This is a genomic window from Succinimonas amylolytica DSM 2873, assembly GCF_000378405.1.
Classification (GTDB): domain Bacteria; phylum Pseudomonadota; class Gammaproteobacteria; order Enterobacterales; family Succinivibrionaceae; genus Succinimonas; species Succinimonas amylolytica.
Genome location: NZ_KB899637.1, coordinates 492,050 through 509,328, shown reverse-complemented (window position 1 = coordinate 509,328; position 17,279 = coordinate 492,050). Strand labels below are relative to the sequence as shown.

At 52.3% G+C, this 17,279-nt stretch carries 11 protein-coding genes, 1 pseudogene and 1 CRISPR repeat array; of the genes and pseudogenes, 3 read left to right on the top strand and 9 right to left on the bottom strand.

Translation table 11 applies throughout. From position 1 onward, the window contains the following. Positions 1 to 232 precede the first annotated feature (232 nt). A complete protein-coding gene (locus F557_RS0111790; protein ID WP_019002425.1) occupies positions 233 to 1,330 on the top strand; it encodes a TerC/Alx family metal homeostasis membrane protein in 1,098 nt (365 codons plus the stop codon). A gap of 620 nt (positions 1,331 to 1,950) precedes the next feature. Further along, a CRISPR array of direct repeats spans positions 1,951 to 2,565; the repeat unit is 28 nt; unit sequence GTTTCAATACCGCGAAAGGGTTGGCCCC. A gap of 932 nt (positions 2,566 to 3,497) precedes the next feature. Here F557_RS0111790 and F557_RS0111775 read toward each other — a convergent pair. Then, a complete protein-coding gene (locus tag F557_RS0111775) occupies positions 3,498 to 4,265 on the bottom strand; it encodes a nucleotidyltransferase domain-containing protein (RefSeq protein WP_019002422.1) in 768 nt (255 codons plus the stop codon). Between the two features lies 1 nt (position 4,266). Beyond that, positions 4,267 to 5,304, bottom strand: coding sequence for a nucleotidyltransferase domain-containing protein (locus F557_RS0111770; protein ID WP_019002421.1), 1,038 nt, complete (start codon positions 5,302 to 5,304; stop codon positions 4,267 to 4,269). Between the two features lie 271 nt (positions 5,305 to 5,575). On the opposite strand from F557_RS0111770, the gene F557_RS0111765 reads away from it, so the two are divergent. Beyond that, the gene (locus tag F557_RS0111765) at positions 5,576 to 5,971 is read left to right on the top strand and encodes a hypothetical protein (protein WP_019002420.1); all 396 of its coding nucleotides are present in this window, start codon (positions 5,576 to 5,578) and stop codon (positions 5,969 to 5,971) included. Positions 5,972 to 6,164: 193 nt separating this feature from the next. On the opposite strand, the gene F557_RS0111755 is transcribed toward F557_RS0111765, so the two are convergent. The 6 genes from F557_RS0111755 to F557_RS0111730 are packed head-to-tail and all read right to left on the bottom strand — an operon-like array spanning position 6,165 to position 15,187. Beyond that, positions 6,165 to 8,588 (bottom strand): TIGR03986 family type III CRISPR-associated RAMP protein, encoded by a 2,424-nt coding sequence (locus F557_RS0111755; RefSeq protein WP_019002418.1) that lies wholly within the window; start codon positions 8,586 to 8,588, stop codon positions 6,165 to 6,167. 18 nt (positions 8,589 to 8,606) lie between these two features. Then, complete coding sequence (locus F557_RS0111750) at positions 8,607 to 9,158, bottom strand: hypothetical protein (RefSeq protein ID WP_157617864.1); 552 nt, start codon at positions 9,156 to 9,158, stop codon at positions 8,607 to 8,609. A 44-nt stretch (positions 9,159 to 9,202) separates the two neighbouring features. Further along, positions 9,203 to 10,741 carry an RAMP superfamily CRISPR-associated protein gene (locus tag F557_RS0111745; protein ID WP_019002416.1) on the bottom strand — a complete coding sequence of 513 codons (1,539 nt, stop codon included), beginning with the start codon at positions 10,739 to 10,741 and terminating at the stop codon, positions 9,203 to 9,205. Next, positions 10,741 to 12,558 carry a hypothetical protein gene (locus F557_RS0111740; RefSeq protein ID WP_019002415.1) on the bottom strand — a complete coding sequence of 606 codons (1,818 nt, stop codon included), beginning with the start codon at positions 12,556 to 12,558 and terminating at the stop codon, positions 10,741 to 10,743. Before F557_RS0111740 ends, F557_RS0111745 begins: the two co-directional genes overlap by 1 nt. Further along, the gene (locus F557_RS0111735; protein ID WP_019002414.1) at positions 12,555 to 13,256 is read right to left on the bottom strand and encodes an RAMP superfamily CRISPR-associated protein; all 702 of its coding nucleotides are present in this window, start codon (positions 13,254 to 13,256) and stop codon (positions 12,555 to 12,557) included. The genes F557_RS0111740 and F557_RS0111735 overlap by 4 nt, the downstream gene beginning before the upstream one ends. Then, complete coding sequence (locus F557_RS0111730) at positions 13,256 to 15,187, bottom strand: Cas10/Cmr2 second palm domain-containing protein (RefSeq protein WP_019002413.1); 1,932 nt, start codon at positions 15,185 to 15,187, stop codon at positions 13,256 to 13,258. Before F557_RS0111730 ends, F557_RS0111735 begins: the two co-directional genes overlap by 1 nt. Positions 15,188 to 16,187: 1,000 nt before the next feature. On the opposite strand from F557_RS0111730, the gene F557_RS0111715 reads away from it, so the two are divergent. Continuing rightward, positions 16,188 to 16,946 carry a PKD domain-containing protein gene (locus tag F557_RS0111715; protein ID WP_019002410.1) on the top strand — a complete coding sequence of 253 codons (759 nt, stop codon included), beginning with the start codon at positions 16,188 to 16,190 and terminating at the stop codon, positions 16,944 to 16,946. A gap of 119 nt (positions 16,947 to 17,065) precedes the next feature. On the opposite strand, the pseudogene F557_RS0111710 reads toward F557_RS0111715, so the two are convergent. After that, positions 17,066 to 17,279, bottom strand: a pseudogene (locus F557_RS0111710) (IS110 family transposase); the annotation flags it as partial.

The window sequence follows — 17,279 nt, the reverse complement described above, 5'->3', positions numbered from 1 at the left end:
GAGCCCCGCGCGGGACGGGAATAAAATTTGAAGTGAATTGCAAAAACCTCCGAACATCTCCCCCTCTGCGGACTCCGATATCCCTGCCGGTCATAAATAATTCCGGTATCTCAGACGCGATTTTAATAATCCGTCTTTTTAAATTATCCCCCCGCCGCAGAAACTAGTCTATAATTGACCCCGGCCGGCCGGCAGTTCCGGCACAGTTCAACCATGAGTTCAAGGAATAAGTATGACCGAAGGTTTGCCGAACACGCTTGAAACAAGCACCATCATAATTTTTGCAGTCACCGTTATTATCTGTCTGATAATCGACCTCATGTGCCACCATGACGACCGGGAGGTTTCGTTCCGCTCGGCCTGCCTGTGGTCAGTATTCTGGGTCTTTGTATCAGTATGCTTCGGAGGCTTTCTCTACTGGCATTTCAACAGCGACGTGGCCTCGCTGTTCTTCTCGGGCTACGTTCTGGAGAAGTCCCTGTCCGTTGATAACCTCTTTGCCATCATGGCAATCTTCACCTGGTTCAAGATTCCCCGGGGCATGCGGCACCGGGTGCTCTACTACGGCATTCTGGGAGCCATCTTCTTCCGGGCCATATTTGTAGGCGTGGGAACCTTCCTGCTGTCCTTCGGCTCAGGAGTGGAAATCCTCTTCGGTCTCTTTGTGCTCTATACTGCCTATGTCATGTTCAAGGAAGGCGGCGATGACGACGATGAAATCGAAGACTACTCCACCCATAAGGCCTACCGGTTCACCAGAAGCCTGTTCCCCATGTGGCCGAAGCTGCAGGGACACTCCTTCTTCCTGGGAAAAAAGACCGTGGAGGAGCTGAAGGCACTTCCGGAAAACCAGTCTCTGACACTGAAGAGAAGCGGCCTCATCTATGCCACCCCGCTGTTCCTCTGTCTCGGTGTGGTGGAATTAAGCGACGTATCGTTTTCGTTTGACTCTGTGCCGGCAGTAATCGCAGTGAGCAAGGAACCCCTCATTATCTACAGCGCCATGATCTTCGCCATCCTCGGTCTCAGATCCCTGTACTTCGTGCTGGAGTCGCTGACCAAGTTCCTGTGCCATCTGGAAAAGGCCGTAATCTTCCTCCTGGTATTCATCGGCTTCAAGCTGATCTACAACGCCGCCTGCGGTCTGGCCGGAAAGCCGGATCTGGAGCTTTCCAACGTTATCTCCATGATTGTGATTGTGGTTACCCTGGGCGCAGGCATTCTGGCCAGCATCATCTTCCCGGAAAAGAAGGAAGCAGCAGAAGACAAGGAAAATGCAGCTGCTAACGGAGAAGCCGCCGAAAAGGCCGCTGACAGTGCTGCCGAATAATACCTGACGGAGCTCCATGCTCCTGTCCGGACTAATCTTCACAAGATCCGTACTCTATAAAGCCCCCGTAAGCTGAACAAACTTGCGGGGGCTTTTTTTGAGTTCTCGAAAGCACAGACCGGAACGGAAGCTAAGGATTATCAGGCACTGCTGAAAAAGCTCTGTTCCGGTGCGCGGTATCCAAGGAATGGGATTTAGGGGATTTTAGGGACTAAATAAGGGACTTACGGCCTGCGGCTTCTGTCCGGGAATCTGACGGCACTGGCCAGGAGGAGTTTGGGGAAAAACCGCCCTCCTGGAGATAACCAGATAATCAGAACCTGTTACTGGCACCGGACACTGCAGGATTTCTCCGGGAAATTTCATGCTGCTTTCCGGCGTTTGGGGCAGGAAGGAATTCTCAGCAGCGGTTCCAAGGGTATTCTGGAAATAAACTCCAGAGCAGGAACGAATAAAAATAGACAATCAGAAAAAAGATTCAGAAAGCAGAATACCGCATACGGGCGGCAGCTTCTATAAAACGAAAAAACATTTTTTAACTCAAAAAGGGCCCTGCCGCGAAGGGACAGTCCCTTTGCGGCTGACATCCAGATTTACGTGGATGGAAAGATTAAGACCAGGCTTCAATACCGCGAAAGGGTTGGCCCCTTTGCGGCTGGCGGACAGCCCGGTTAATGTGTATTTTTTAATTAAGTTTCAATACCGCGAAAGGATTGGCCCCTTTGCGGCGCGTAACCGAAGAATTTGAGGTTACTGGCGAGGTTGAGTTTCAATACCGCGAAAGGATTGACCCCTTTGCGGCCCATGAAACCGGGTTACATAAGATTTGCGGCGACAATGGTTTCAATACCGCGAAAGGGTTGGCCCCCCTTTGCGGCATCCCGCAGGAGTGGAGCGGCGTACCTCGGCAGGAGTAGTTTCAATACCGCGAAAGGGTTGGCCCCTTTGCGGCGCGTAACCGAAGAATTTGAGGTTACTGGCGAGGTTGAGTTTCAATACCGCGAAAGGGTTGGCCCCTTTGCGGCGAAATTCTCCGTGATGAATACTATGAATGCTACGCCGGTTTCAATACCGCGAAAGGGCTGACCCCTTTGCGGCTCCGTCCCTTCTGCTTACCCGGTTCCACAATCTGGGGTTTCAATACCGCGAAAGGGTTGACCCCTTTGCGGCTTACGGCTCCACTCTTTTTGAGATCCTTAACAGTCTTGTTTCAATACCGCGAAAGGGTTGACCCCTTTGCGGCTCCTCCGTTCGGGGGCCATTATGTCACAAAGGCCCAGCCGGTGTCAAAAATACATCACATCCTGACAGTGTTCCAGTTAGATTTTTGTTACATAAAATTCTACCACTTTTTCAAAAAACCGATCCCCTAAAAAGGAGAATATTACCTGGGTGCCCGATCTCCATCACAAAAAACTGAAATGCGGTACATCATTTAAGATCCTTAGACTCATTTTTTAAGTAATAGTTTTTATTCTTTTAGCTAACGCATTTTTGCGGCCAGTTACAAGACCTGGATCCGACTGTTAATTTTATATCCTGCAGGTTGCTTATATCATTAGTCTGTGTAACAGGTTACATATCCGCATTATTAAGACTTTTATCTGCTTATAGTCTGTAAGAAAGTAATCCTGAGTTCAGGCTGCAGTGTTACCCGGTGCCTTCTTCCGCCGGCCTCCGGCACTGTTATAGGGGAATTCTCCAGAAACCTAAATTTTTGCAGCTTTAAAATGCTGTTTTGAGGAGCCTTTCCGCCAGGTGGCTTCCGGATAACGTTACTGCCGGACCGGAAACTTACATATCATGAGTGCATGAAAAACTGCTGTCCGTACCTCTATTGTAAAGAATGACCTTCCGGGCCGGGAGAACAATTGCTGTCCTTCGCCTGAAACTTTGGAGGAGGTCACCAGAATTCCCGGACAGCGTATTCTGCTTCCGGGGGGCCCGGGAGCCTCAGAACAGCAGGCGGTGATAAGCCCCGGATTTGGGTGCTGATTTACTGCCGGTGCCGTTTCTGTACAGCTGAGGTTTATCTCCCATAAAGGCCGTTTTCTCCGGGGCTTCTTCCGGTGCCGCAGGAATTGGGATCACGGCGCTCCAAAACCGTCCTATGCCCGCGGCGTTTAGCTCTTTATGCCCTGCAGATTTCTTCCTGAGACGTCTGTCATCAGGCAAGGACAATTTCCTGAAAAATCCGGTTCAGCGCGGCAATGTCCCGGTTCCGGCTGTCCGGGAGCCGGCCCAGGATTTCCTGCTGAGCACGGATCTCGGCTTCAATAAAGTCGCTTATGGCCGGAATCCGGGGCAGGAGATCCCCTTCGAGAGTCTGCCGTTTCACCTCCAGAAGCGCGGTTACAGCCTCCCTGAGATCCTCCGGCAGCACCTGATTCATAAGCTCCTGAAAACGCATCGGCGGTGCCTCATGCCGGGATTCGATATATCTGGCAGCCAGGAGCGGACGGAGCGCATAGAAGTACTTCTTATAGCTGACACGGTCTCCGGTAAGATGGGTCAGGAAGGTGTTTTTGGCAAGACCGTAGTAATGGCGGACTCCGGCTCTTTCTGAAAACACTCGCTGTGCCGCATCCCGCACCCCGGCCCATTCCGGAGCTTCCCGGTAGACAAGCGGAGAATTAAGCCATTCGAAAACGACAGGGTTACTTTTGCCGAGGTGCATGAGCGCTTTCCGAAAATCCCAGTCATTGATGTCATAAACCGCGTCAAGCTGCCATTCGATAACGTCCCGGGGCTCGTCCACCCGGAGGTATTCCCTGAGCGGACGCACATACACAAACCGGACATCATAATCGCTGTCCGGAGATTCCAGCCCCCAGGCCCGGCTACCGGATTCCGCAGCAAACAGAATGCGGACACTATATTCCGCCTCCACCTGTTCCAGCCTGTTTTTGATTTCCCTTTCCATACTGGCATCCATATCAGAACCTCCCGGTAACCGCATAAAGATTTACCCGCTCCACAAAACGCCCTACCGCTGCCATGTCCGGCTCCTCCGGAAGACTGGTATGCCGTATCGCCTCGTCCAGCTTTCTTTCGTATTCGTCCACGAGAGCATAGAAATCCCGGGAATAGGTACCGTCCTCCAGCATGAAGTCCCCCCGCCTGATAGAAAGAAGCACGGAAAGATCTTCCGTTCTCCTGGTGATAATCCGGCGCTTTTCCACAATGTCCCGGGCCATCATCAGAAGCCGCACCAGATGCATGGCATGCTTGTTAAGATGATTGTCGTCCTTCTTTTTGTTGCGGGCTCCGAGCCTGTCATATTCCCGGAGCACGGCCCGCACCTGGCCGGACAGATCCGCAAACCGCCGGAGCGGATAGTGGCTTAGGACGGCATCCATAAATATCTCCGTCTCCATTTCCGGATTAGCAGAGCTGTCCAGGCTGATCCGGAAATCCCCTGTTCCGGCTAAGGACTTCACTTCATCTCCGTTCTTGCGGTTAAAGTCCTCGATAACGCACTTTACGGAATTCATGATATGCCGCTCCCGGTCCGGCTGCGGCAGAGAATCCCGGGCCAGGGCATTCTGAAGACGCCGGAGCTGATCGTTGGCGTATCTCCCGAAGCTGCGTACCGCCCGCATGGAAAGAAAGAGGCCGGCATTCTCCCGGAGCTCCTGCCCCAGCGGAGACCTTATCAGGTACTGATCATCCTCCAGCCCCAGAATCTCGCAGGTGTTGGGATTGCATTCCAGAAGGAGCTTTACCATCTTGTTAAAGCTGTAAATGACCGTATCGGTACCGTCATCCACATACTGCTCGAACTTCGTAAGCCCGATAAGATCCGAGGGCAGGTTCAGCGTTATGCCCCGGAAATCCACGTCGCTGTTCTCATTGGCAGTGCCGTAGGCATGACTCCCGCCCAGCCCCAGAAGCATTATCCGCTCCCCGAGTCTCTCGTTTGTCCGGATGAAATCATAGCTCTCTGATCTTAAAAGCTCCTGAAAATAATCCATAGGGACTCCTGTTCAATCCTTGAAGTTCTTTCCCGCTTCAGTCTTTCCCGCACCGGTTCTTCCCGGCCTTTACTGACCATTGCCCCGCCACTGCCGGTGGCAGGGAAGGCCCCAGGTCCGTAACTGGCTCACTGAAGCTTAAATCTGACAGTTATTCTAAAGCATTCAGCTGCTAAAATAATCTGAAACGTTTATCATATCGGAAATACCGAGTCATACTGCACTGCAGGAAACGGCTGAGTGCGGAATTGTCTTATGAGAGGAAAAAATTATGGAATTTAAAACCGGTAAGGGGTGGCGCTGCTGCTATGATCCGGAAACCGGTCTCTGTACCGCGGAGATCGGCGGCGGCTGCAATCATGATCTGTATGAGATACCGAAGGAGATATATGATCTTGTGAATACACCCGGCGCCGGCAGTCCGGAAGATCTGATCCGCCGGAGAGGCCGTCATCTGTATATGACGGTAAACGATCGCTGCGGGCCGCCGTACACGGTGATTCTGGATGTGGATTACCGGAAACTCTGCCCCTGGGCAAAAACCGTGCCCACAGGTGCTATTCTGGATGAGGATCTTACAGATGAAGCCGTGGAACTGTTTGCTTCCGAGGCCAATAACAGAGCACAGCGCCGGGCCCGGAAAGCAGCACGGGAAAAGAAATCCTGATGAGAATGCAGGCGCACTCCTTACCCCCCGGAACCAGGAAGCCGTGTCCGGCTCCGGCGGTCAGAAACATTTCGTTCCCCCGCGCCGCCCGGCTTGCTGTCAGGTCAGTTCCCCTGCCCTGCGGCCCTGGCAATACCGCCTTCCTGCCGGCTCCTGTCCCATCCGGCACCGGAATTAACCGTATCTCTGATCTTTAAGTCTCAGACAGACCGTGCTTCTCCCGGATGTCATTCACCAGCTTCTTTCTTACTGCAGCATTTTTCTTAACTTCCTTATAGGCTTTCAGCCATGCCGATTTAAGAATATCATCCAGCACTATTTTGTCCGTCTCCGAGAGCTCCTGAGCAGCCTCCACTTCCTTAAGGAAGGCGGTAATTTTGTCACCGGAAACCGGCAGCGATCCGGCGGCCTTGCAGTTAGAAATCTGGGACATCTGTTTATAGCCTTCTGAAGATATGAAATCCCTGATAGCCGCGCAGCTGATCCTGTTAAATTTCTCCTGCTCTCTCAGTTCCTTCTTCTTCTCTTCCAGATCGTCACAACATTTCTTTAAATATTTATCGTTGCCTCGTTCCTTGATAAGATACTGGTACATTGCATCGATTTCAGGATACCTGCAGTATTTTTTATTAAGGCCGGTGATAGTAAGTAGCTGCTGACTGTCTGCAGGATTCTGGCGCTGAATCACATCCTTGGGATCCGTGACAGCCGTGCCATCAATAACCTGAACTCGCGGAATCTTCGGCATCCGGGCATTATTCAGATGCTTAAAATCTCCCTGAGCATTGTAAACCCGGGAATCCCGGACATAATCATCATGAAGAACCGCCAGAGAGCGGAGCATCTCCACCTGCGCCGAAGTGCTCCAGAGATTGCTGCCGCCGCCGGCCTTCTCAAACTCCCGGTCCATAAGCTCGCAGAAACTCCGCACCATGGCATCCAGCTCGGCAGTATCAAGGCGCTTCATGCCGAAAGAGTCATAATCCGGCACCTCCACGGCAATCCTGCGGAACTGCACCGCTCCGAGGCCGTAGGGCTTGCCATGCCCGATATTGTGGTAAAAGGGAGATTTCGCGGAATCCTGCAGCGTTTCCCCGAATCTCAGACACCACAGCAGAGCTCCCAGCTCCTCTCTCTTAAGATTATGAAACTTAATCCTTCCGGAAAATGCTTTGGGCTTCCTGAGTACCTCCAGCCTCGAAATAACCGGCTCCTTTCCCGGAATGCCGGAAGTGGACTTTTCCTGACAGCGGTAGCGCTTGAATCCCGAGGACCGGGGAATGCCGGTGCTTGAGGAATAGGTTTTATTATCCTCCAGATACATGGCGGTAAAGGACGGCTTGGGAGAACTCAGCACGATATCCATCTTCTCCCCGAAATCGGCAGAAGAAACCTTCTCGGACACCATATCGGTGCAGCCTATCCGGCTCCTGATACTGAGATGCCCGCATTGCTTTCTGACGGTGCCGAACAGAAGATCCGGCAATGAGAAATAGAGCTCATCAGCCAGTTCCCAGTCCTTATCATCCCCTCCCCACTGGTGTCTGGCTGTGACCTGCTCTGTATTGTACCTGCACTTAAAACGGGGCATTTTGGCAAAACCGAGCTCCTTCAGCTTTCTATCCACCTTGTCCGTGAAAGCCCATACCGGAATTCCCAGCTCCTGGTTCTGATGCCCGAGAAGATACCTGAAGTTTTTGGCGGCTGTATCGCTGACACCGGTAAAATCCTGCACCATATCCTGGGAAACCTCTATCTCCGGCTCATACTCGTCATCCGGAAAAATGTAGCTGAAAGCCTTTTTGTCCTTATCACTTGCTTCAGCTACCCGGAAATTTGAAAAAACCACATATCCGGTACAGGAGGATTCCGCACTGGAAGTCCCCTCAGAACCGGCAGGGACAATACGGACTACCCTTTCATAGGACTGCCCGCGATGCGGAGTTTCCGTTTTGAGAAAAACCTGAACCCTGGTATTTAAATCCAGGCCCTTCTGCGACTTCCGCGCCTTTTCGTATTTCTCCTCAAGGCTCTGCTGCTTGAAACCGGCTTTCGGGTCATAGTTCTTAATCCCGCAATCCGCGCCAAGACCCAGGAATTTGTTAAGCTCTTCATCAAAAATCTTAATAATTCCATGCTTGCTTTTGCATTTTCTGAGCTTCCAGGTCTTGGCAGCAGGGTCATAACGGAGCCAGGCCCGGGCGCGGTCATATTTCTGGTATTGATTCATGTAATCGCCCTTTTCCAGGACCCGGTACGAAAACTCCCTTATCTGATACATGGAATCCGGAGTCAGCCGGGCCAGGGAGACGATCTCGAGAACGTTCCGGAGCATCCCCTTCACCGAGGTGCCTGGAATAATGAGCCGGTCCTGGTCTTCAGGATCCCGGGCCCACCACACCTCACGGGGCTTTTTACCGCCGGAATCCGCATCTTCGGACTCCTCGTCCCCGCCGGAACCGACACAGATGTCGCCATGGTTGACAAGCTCCAGATCGATAACGCCGTCAAGGCCGTCCGGGAACGGAAGGTCATGAGAAACACAATAGGCCCAGTCCGGAGCAAAAACCTTCCCGGGAAGCGGCACAAAGCTGTAGGGTGCAATAATTTCTGGCATAGCGTTTCTTCTCCTGACCTACCTGATAAATCCCGCAAACTGCTGCATCCAGGGTACCCAGCGGCCCATTACAGCATTATTAACGGCCCCGCTGCGGAAACAGCGATACCATACCCGGTACCGTGCCAGCCCCTCGCCGTCCAGGTTGCTTCGGAAACTGTTCTTTACCAGGACGGCAGTATCAGCATAGGCATAGACCCAGTCGTTGTCCCCCGCCCCGGCAGGATCAACCTGTGTTACCGAATACAGATCCTCGGCTATCAGAACCGCTCTCAGAGTCCGGCAGTACCCCTCTCCGTCTGCGGCGGCACAGAGTTCCAGCTCCAGAATTTCCCGGGAATCGTCCCCGGCGGATCTCTTCATGAAGTTAACAAGGCCGTCAGTGTAGAGAATCCATCCCTGGGAAGCCGGAAAGCTACTGAAAAGCTTCTTAAGCCCGTCTCCCGAAAGGAGCTCCTGGCTAACCCCGGGAGCCCTGCTGTAATGCACATTATCAAGCTTAAGACGGGCCATTATGTCCCGGGCTTCCGCATCGTCTATCCGGAAATCGCTGTCTAAAACCTCTTCCATTTTCCGCTCATCCATTCTGTCTATTTGTTTGTCTGTCTGCCTGTTCACTTCTTACCGTTCTTTTCCGGCTGCGGGAAACAGCACTCCACAAGCTCCGCACAGGCCTTCTTGCATCCGGAAAACTCTGCAAGCGTGCGGCCGCTCTTCGCCCCCAGTGGCAGAAGCCCCCGGGCAAGATCAAAGAAGGTTCTTCTGAGAGCAGTGACCACCCGGGAAACCGTCTCCTCATCATAACGGGCATGGGAAACCTTCCCGGAAAGGATATCCAGGGTATCCCTGCTGATATAGATCCGGACATCAAAGACCGGACTCACCGCCAGTTCCTCGGTAAAAAGCGCCTTGTCAATCACCCCGCCGGTAATTCTGTCAATACGGTTATGCTTTCTGGCTGCGCACTTCCGGTAACTCACTACGGCATCACTGAAAAACAGCTTCCCGGACAGGGCTCCATTAGCTGAAGAAGCCTTTTCCGCCCCGTCTCCGGCCCTTCCGAACAGAAGAACCTGGAGGGGCTCCGGCATTTCCGCCCCCTTTCCGCCGAGAGCCAGCGCGGTATCGGCCCAGTTTTCCGCAAGGCGGTTATAGTGATACGCCATCCTGTGGGCGATTATGCCCTTGATTTCACTGCCGGGAAGAATAAATGCCCGCAACTTATCAGTGCTGTCGATTCTGCCCAGGCAGCCGTCCCAGACCACGGCTGTTTCCGAACCGGGGTGCGCCACTGATTTTCCCATCTTCCCCGGGAAGCTCATTTTTAGGCGACTGTCAAGAAAGTCTCCTCCGGTTCCTGCGGTATAGAGCCCCGAAACATTCATCTTCATATCCAGAAGAAGCTGGAACCGCTCCGGGATCCGGTCCGCATTAAAGGAAATGCCCGGAACTCCCTTCTGGATCTCATGCGGCGGCTTTCTGGTGCGGAATGCGGTTATCCGCTTCAGGCAGGCCGCACCGCCCTCGCCAAGATCAATATTTTCCTGAATGAAGCCCTTTACCGCTACTCTGCCAAAACCGCTGGTCCGGCCGCCGCCCACAGCAAAGGAGGCTTCGCCGATAAGACTGATAATGGCGTTCAGATCCGCAGCCGAAAACCCGGCAGCATCATCCGTGAAGGCCTTGATATCAAAAACAAAACGGGCGCCCTTCATAAGGCACTTGGTATCAAACTTGCCATGGCCGGCAGCATCAGCAGCACCGCGGTGATTGATTCTGGTGCGCTGTCTCCGGATAATCAGCGGCGAATTCTCCCGGGTGAATAAATTCTTTTCCAGCTCGCATTTCGGAACGAGCCCTCTTCTGGCATCACCGGCGGTATCAAGAAGGAGCCCGTCCGAAAGCACAATGCGCGAGGCCCGCCCCGGCTCCTGACCGTTTACACAGCCGAACCACCTGTCCCAGCTATCCTTCATTCCGGAGCTCCGGGCACTGGCCCGCCACACCCCCATAAGAGAAGCGGCAGGAATGCAGGGCACCCCGTTCCAGTCCTGGGCCACATCGGAGGAGGAGCCCAGATCATGACCGCCGGAGGACAGTGCCAGCGGAGACTGTGTTTCAATAACAATTCGTGACAATACAAGATGCGACATTACCGGGTCTCCTGTTTCCTATCATCATCAGGCTTCTTCTTAAGCTGCTGAAGTTCGCTGTATACCCGCGGGTTCAGCAGCGTCATATTATGATCCAGACATCTGATGATCCCCCTGCAGGCCAGCCCCGGGGCAGCCTTCTCTGCATTCTCGGCCTTCCTTGCCTTCTCTGTCTTTTCTGCCTTCTCGGCATTCTCTTCCATCTGAAGTCTGACGGCATCGCGGATCAGATCCTGCACCAGTTTCTGGAAGGCGGATCCGAAGGTAATTTCCACATTGGTGCAGCCCTGGAACAGGCAGTAGATATTCCAGATATCATCAGGTTTCAGCTCTGCGCCCTTCTGGGTTTCCTCCTTGCCGGCAACAGTAACCCTCAGGACCGCGGCCAGGAGGCAGTCACTCGTGATGCTTTCTGAAAAAAGGCCGCCCAGCACGTCCCGCAATGCCTGCCACTGGGTTTTTCCGGGACCGAAATCCGTCTCTTTTCCGATACCGCAGTAACGCCGGGCGCTTTCATACATTTCAGCTACCCGCTTCAGGAATAATTCGGCCAGCTTTTCGATGCTTTCCCAGTCTCTCCGGGCCTGGAGCTGCTCCCCGAGCCAGCGCACCTCCGGGTCCTTCAGGTATGAATCATCCGCGTCGGAAAACCGGTCTCTGTAAAATGTGAAACCGGATTCGAAAAGCGGGGATTCTGCGCCGGACACGCCTTCGGTAAGCAGAAAATGCGGATTCACCATCACCCGGCCGAAACCCAGCTGCCGGGAAATGCCGATCCCCTCCTCTTCCAGATCCCGGAGAATACCAGGAAGATCCGCTCCGCTGTAGTCATAGGTATAGGTGAGAACGCTGCCTCTGGCTATATAAACCCGGGCCGAATCCAGCCCGCCTCTGGCATTGTTGAAATACCGGGTCCTGCCGGTTCTTATAAAGGACCGTTCCGGAACAAACTCCGCCCTGATATTCCGGCGGGCGAAAGCCCAGAGCATGCCGGAATTGTCCGGCACCGGGGAATCATAGCTGGTCAGCGCATCCAGAAACTCCGTATTGGAGAGACACCAGAGCACCAGCTCTCTTTTGCCGTCCGGAAGCACCGTACCCGATTCCGGATTCTGCCGGGAGGCGGAGCTCTCCATAAGAGCAGTAACGTCATGAACCCGCACCCGGCCGTATTCGGAGCCCCGGCTGGCCCCGATGCGCAGCACCCGGCCGTCCCTGAGGATGTCAAACACCGCATCCCGGGCCTCCTTAATTGCGGTGGCGGAACGGGATCCGGCAGCGGCTCTGCCCTCTGTCAGGCTGTCCGGTATCCGGCAGCAGCCCAGAAAGCACTGTCCGGCGGCAATGGAGTTCCGGCTGTAGAGAGCGCTTTTTCTGGCAGTATCGGTTTTATAGTCAATGGCGGTACGGGCGGTAACCGTCTGCCTGATACTGTAGCTGAAAAAACGGGAGTCCCGGTTATCGCCCCGGATCTGGTTATACTGCTTAAAGGATTCCTTCACGCCGCTCTTCAGGAAATTAAGCAGCACCTCACTGCTGCTGTCATGACTCTTTTCGGCATGGAGGCACATGGGAGCCGGAAAGGTCTCCCTTCCCTCCGCATTCAGGGGCAGGAAATCGCTGAATTCCGCCATATTTTCCTGAAAAAGCAGGTTAAGCGTATCCGCCTCAAAATTATCTCTGCCATAAAGAGCACAGACAGTTCCCATGACGGTGCTGCCCGGGATATAGCCCTGGGTAGCGGATACGAAGGCTCCCGCATTGGTGGTGCCGATTATGATGTCGTCTATGGTCTCCAGAACAAACCATTTCTTCATTTCCGGGGCTCCTCCCTAACAGTAATGACACACTGCCCGAAACCGCGGGTTCTGCGGCCTCCCAGCTCCGTTATCAGAGCCGCTACCTGGTTAAGCTTCTCTGTAAGTTCCCGGGCTCCCGGGAGTTCCGGATCCCGGATCCCATCCTCGCAGAAGGAGATTTCGCCTGTAAGAGTTAAAGGCACCACCACCTCATACTCCCGCAGCGATTTGTTTTTGGCCGTACCGGTATCAGGGTCGATGGCGGTGCTCTTCACCGTCCGGAAAAGCTCGCCTGCCGCATCAGGCTCTTTCCTGAGATACGCTTTGAGGGCCGGGCTGATTTCCAGCATGCTGAAATGCAGTATTCCGGGATTTCCGGACTTCCCCGGAGACTGTTCCGCGGGCCTGTCCGGTCCGGGCTGCCCCGGAGACTGTTCCGAAAGCTTGTCCGGTCCGGGCTGCCCGAAGAGCCTGTGTTCCAGCTCTTCGGCTTCCTTCTTAGTACCAAACCAGCCGTTTCCGCCGGCAGTCTGAAAGGCGGCCCGGAACATGCCCTTGACGGTTTTTCCGGGAACGCAGGGGACCGGCACCGGAATTCCGGACTCAGAAACCAGTGTTCTTTTTACGGGAATGGAATCGGCATAGACTCCGGCCTCCCGGCCGGTGCCTACAAACCAGAACGACTGGAAAGCTATCTCAATCTTTGCCGTGGTCATTATTGCTCCTCCTGAGTTTCAGCAGGAGTTCCGGAGCTTTCCTCCCGTGCCTGCTCCACGATGTAATGATCCAGTACCAGAATATCGTTAATGATGGATTCATAGCGAAAATCCTGAGACTGCTGCCGGTCTCCCTGTCCGGCAGGCACCTTATAGTACCAGATGCCGTCGGGATCCTCTTCCTCATGCTCCCCGCTCTTAATCAGGAGCTCCACTACCGGATTATTTATAAAGGAATCATCATTACGCCTGGCCTGTTTAAACAGCTGCCGGGCATCAGTAAGCCGCCCGCAGGAAATTTCCGAAAGCATTCTGCGGAATCGGGAAATCACCGCACCGCCCTGCTGCCTCCCCACACAGTCCGCAAGCTGTTCCAGGGTTACCTCGCCCGCATCCTCATCGGAGCTGCCAAGGGTAACAAAGCCGTTCATGCTGCCGGTGCAGAACTCCCGGCCCTCGGACGGGATGCGGAAGCGGCGCAGCCGGTCAAAGAGCTCTCCGAGAGCCTCTCCGGAGGCCTCGGTAACCCTGACAAATGCCACTGCGGAGGGATTTACCCTGATAACCCCCTTTTCAGAGGCGGAGATGACTTTATCCCAGAGCTCCGTTCCGTTCTTCGAAGGTGCGGCAGAGCTCAGATTCTTCCAGCGGTCCTTGGCCATTTTTGCCAGGGACTCCACCAGTCTGACCGCTCCCTGGTAGGGATGCTTTTTCTTCTGGAACAGAATACCGCCGCTGGAGGTGAGAAATTTCAGCTTTCCCTTCAGATACTTGCCTATAAGCACGCTTTTTTTAATGCTCGTTTCAGTCTCTGTCCGGAACTTCCGGGCAAAATTCACACAGAAGTCTGCGGCATACCGGGGATCCATAAGCAGAGTGACATCGTCTCCTCCCAGCACCAGCGGCCTGAAGTTCAGGCTGCTGTCCTTCTTCATCTTCATCAAACCGGAAATCGCCTCCTTCACAGCATTTCGGGTAGAGTTCTGGAGCATTTCGGAGATCTCCAGCATCACCTTTGTATATTCGCCGCGGGATACCGGAGCTGCATTCTCTCCGTCCCTGCCGCTGAGAACGCTGCGCAGTCTGATAAGAGTGGTGCCGACACTGTTGCCGTCCATGTGAATAAGCGCAATATCGCCGTCGTTTTCATCCTGGTCGCTGCCGCTGAAATTCACGCTGCTCTTGAACCTTCTGTCAAAGGAAGCCGCCAAATCTCTTTGAGCGGCAGTTGCCTTCCGGAGGCTTCTGGCCTCCTTCTTGCTGAACAGGTACCGGATATACAGCGAGAGATTCACCTTCTGATAGTTAGAGGCCAGTCTGACCATTACGGCATCCGCACTGTCCCGATCCGCCTTCATGAGATTACGGGCATCTTCCGCATCGGTACGGACCGCCGCTTCGCCGGTGGCCACGGCCGACGCAGTGCAGGCCGTAGCCAGCGGGAGAAGCATGAGGGGCCGGTTACCGGCAGCGGCCAGAGCGGTGTAGGCCTGATCCAGGAGGTCAAAAAATCCCCGGTTATCGGACAGATCCTCCAGATCCCCGGAAACCAGGGCATCCGAAAAAGGCATTCCCGGAAGCTCCGTCTGCACGGCAAGAGTTACGGCAAAACGGAACCTGACCAGATTCTCGTATCCCTGCTGTCCCAGAGCATAGCAGCTGAAGGCTCCGCCCAGGTAGCGAAAAAAAACGATCTTCCCGTTATCCTCCTGAACCTCATAGTCTGGGGACTGCGCGGCAATAATGTTGGTATCCCGGCCGGGATCCAGTCCCGCGGCAGCGAGAGCTCTCTGGATAAGACCGTCCTCATCCGGCCCCACCAGACTGTCGAGCCGGTCGCTGGCAATAATCATGTGTCTCAGCCTGCCTGTCCGGCTCAGATACGCCTGAATTGACTTTGATTCAAACAGAAATATCGACAGTTTGTCCATGTAAGCACCTGTAAACAAAAATTCCGCAGATCCCGAAACGCTCCGCAGACATAAAATCCGTATGACTGAACACCTGATCCGGCTGCCAGAATACCGGCCCGGAGAGCTATCCCCGGCGCCGACCGCTATAACCCCCGGTTTTAGAAAGCAGGCACTCCCGGTAAGCATATCCCGCCGAAAAAAAAGAACTAACTACCGGGAAGAAAAAATGTGAATCCCCCGGTGATTACCATTCAGGAATTTTTTAAACTCTGATGTGCTTAACAAAATAATCCTGACTGTTCCCGGAAACAGTCAGTTTCCGGGAACTCGGGCTGCATGTGATATGCATGCTGAAACAATTGATAGCCTGATGCACCGCTTCAGGAAGCAGGCAGACAGACTTCATGAGCTGAAAATCATTACAGACAAATTTGGGGCGTTTTTTAGCTGTTTTTCGAGAATGTGGCTACGTAGCAATATGGTGAGCATGGCTTGGTTAATTGTATGCGACATCAGTTTTAAAAGATTGTTTTTTTATAAGCACTTCACAAAAAGAATACGGAAGTTAAGCAAAAGATGGTCAAAAAAAAAAATAAGTTAACTTATATGTGTAATTAGGACACAAAGAGTCTAATTTAAAGGCGTGATCACAATTGGTAGCAAAGTAAGGATTTCTACTTTACAGAGAAAAAATTAGCGTTTACTGATGATATCCTGCCAGTTTTTGTGTCTGTTCAGAAAATTGAAATAGAACTTATGATTTTTTGAAAGATTATAATTGCAAAGATGGATAACTGGTGGGAATAAACAGGCAAAATTTAACTGTGAAATCTCAGGTATGTTTTTTAATATCGTATTCATAAAAGGTTTTAATACTAGATCATAAATAACAGTGATCAAAAAATCATAGAACCACAATTTTAATAGGAAAAGTGTCAGATATCAGGATTGCATTATTGGTGTTTTTTGATGATGTTTGTTTATGTATGGCACTTAAATTATAAAATGGAGTACAAAAATGAAATTCTCAAAACTTTCCTGTGCCATTTTATCTGTTATTGCACTCTCTGCTTGCGGCGGTGGCGGCGGCAGTGGCAGTGGTGAAACTAGTAATGAAAATCATGAACCTATAGCATCATTTTCAACACGTATTAATTACTTAGAAGTTATTGCAACAGATACCAGTACTGATGAAGATGGCAACGATGATATTCTAAAATATAGTTGGTTTTGTAGTGACGGCAGTGAATCTAATGAAAAAAACTTTAAACATGTTTTTGTTGAAGAAGGCACATATACAATATCTCATTATGTAACTGACAGAGATGGAAAACAATCCTCAGTTGTTTCAGAAGATATTGTAGTTGAACGAAAGAATCATGACCCTGTGGCGTCTTTTGATTTTACAACGAATAATTTGGAAGTCGTTGCTACAAATACAAGTTATGACGCTGATGGTAATGGCGATATTATTTCATATTTATGGAAATCTTCAGATGGAGGATTATCACATAGTAAAGATTTTTCACATGTATTTCGGAAAGCAGGAACTTATACAGTTAGTTTAACAGTCACTGATAGCAAAGGCGCTGTATCAAATCAATACAGCAAAGCTGTGACCGTTAAGCAAAATTCCGAAGATTTGCCAGTAGCCTCTTTTTCTGTTGAGATTAACGGGAATACCGTTACCGCCACATACGATGGAACTGATGAAATTACAGAGCTTTCATGGAGTTCAAGCGATGGCGGGTTATCAAAATCTAAGAAATTATTATGAAAGAAAGCTCCCCGGCGGACAAACGAAAGCGACGGCCCTTAAGCCGCATTCGGAACGCTGCATGCCCTGGAATGGAGTGGCGGCCCGGATCTCTTCGGTAAGATCCGTTCCGGCCCCCGTTAAGTTGGCTGGGTCATGCTGACGCTGGCACAGATCACTTTGCCCTGATTGCTGGTTTCGCTCTGCACACACAGACCTTCAGTAATTTTGGCTCTGGAGATGGCGCGTTTGACCTGATCCATCCGGAATTTTGCCAACGACTGATCGTTCGGGCTGTCTTCGTATTTGACCTTCCGCGTTATTATCACGTAAATAATTCTGACAATCTTGTGC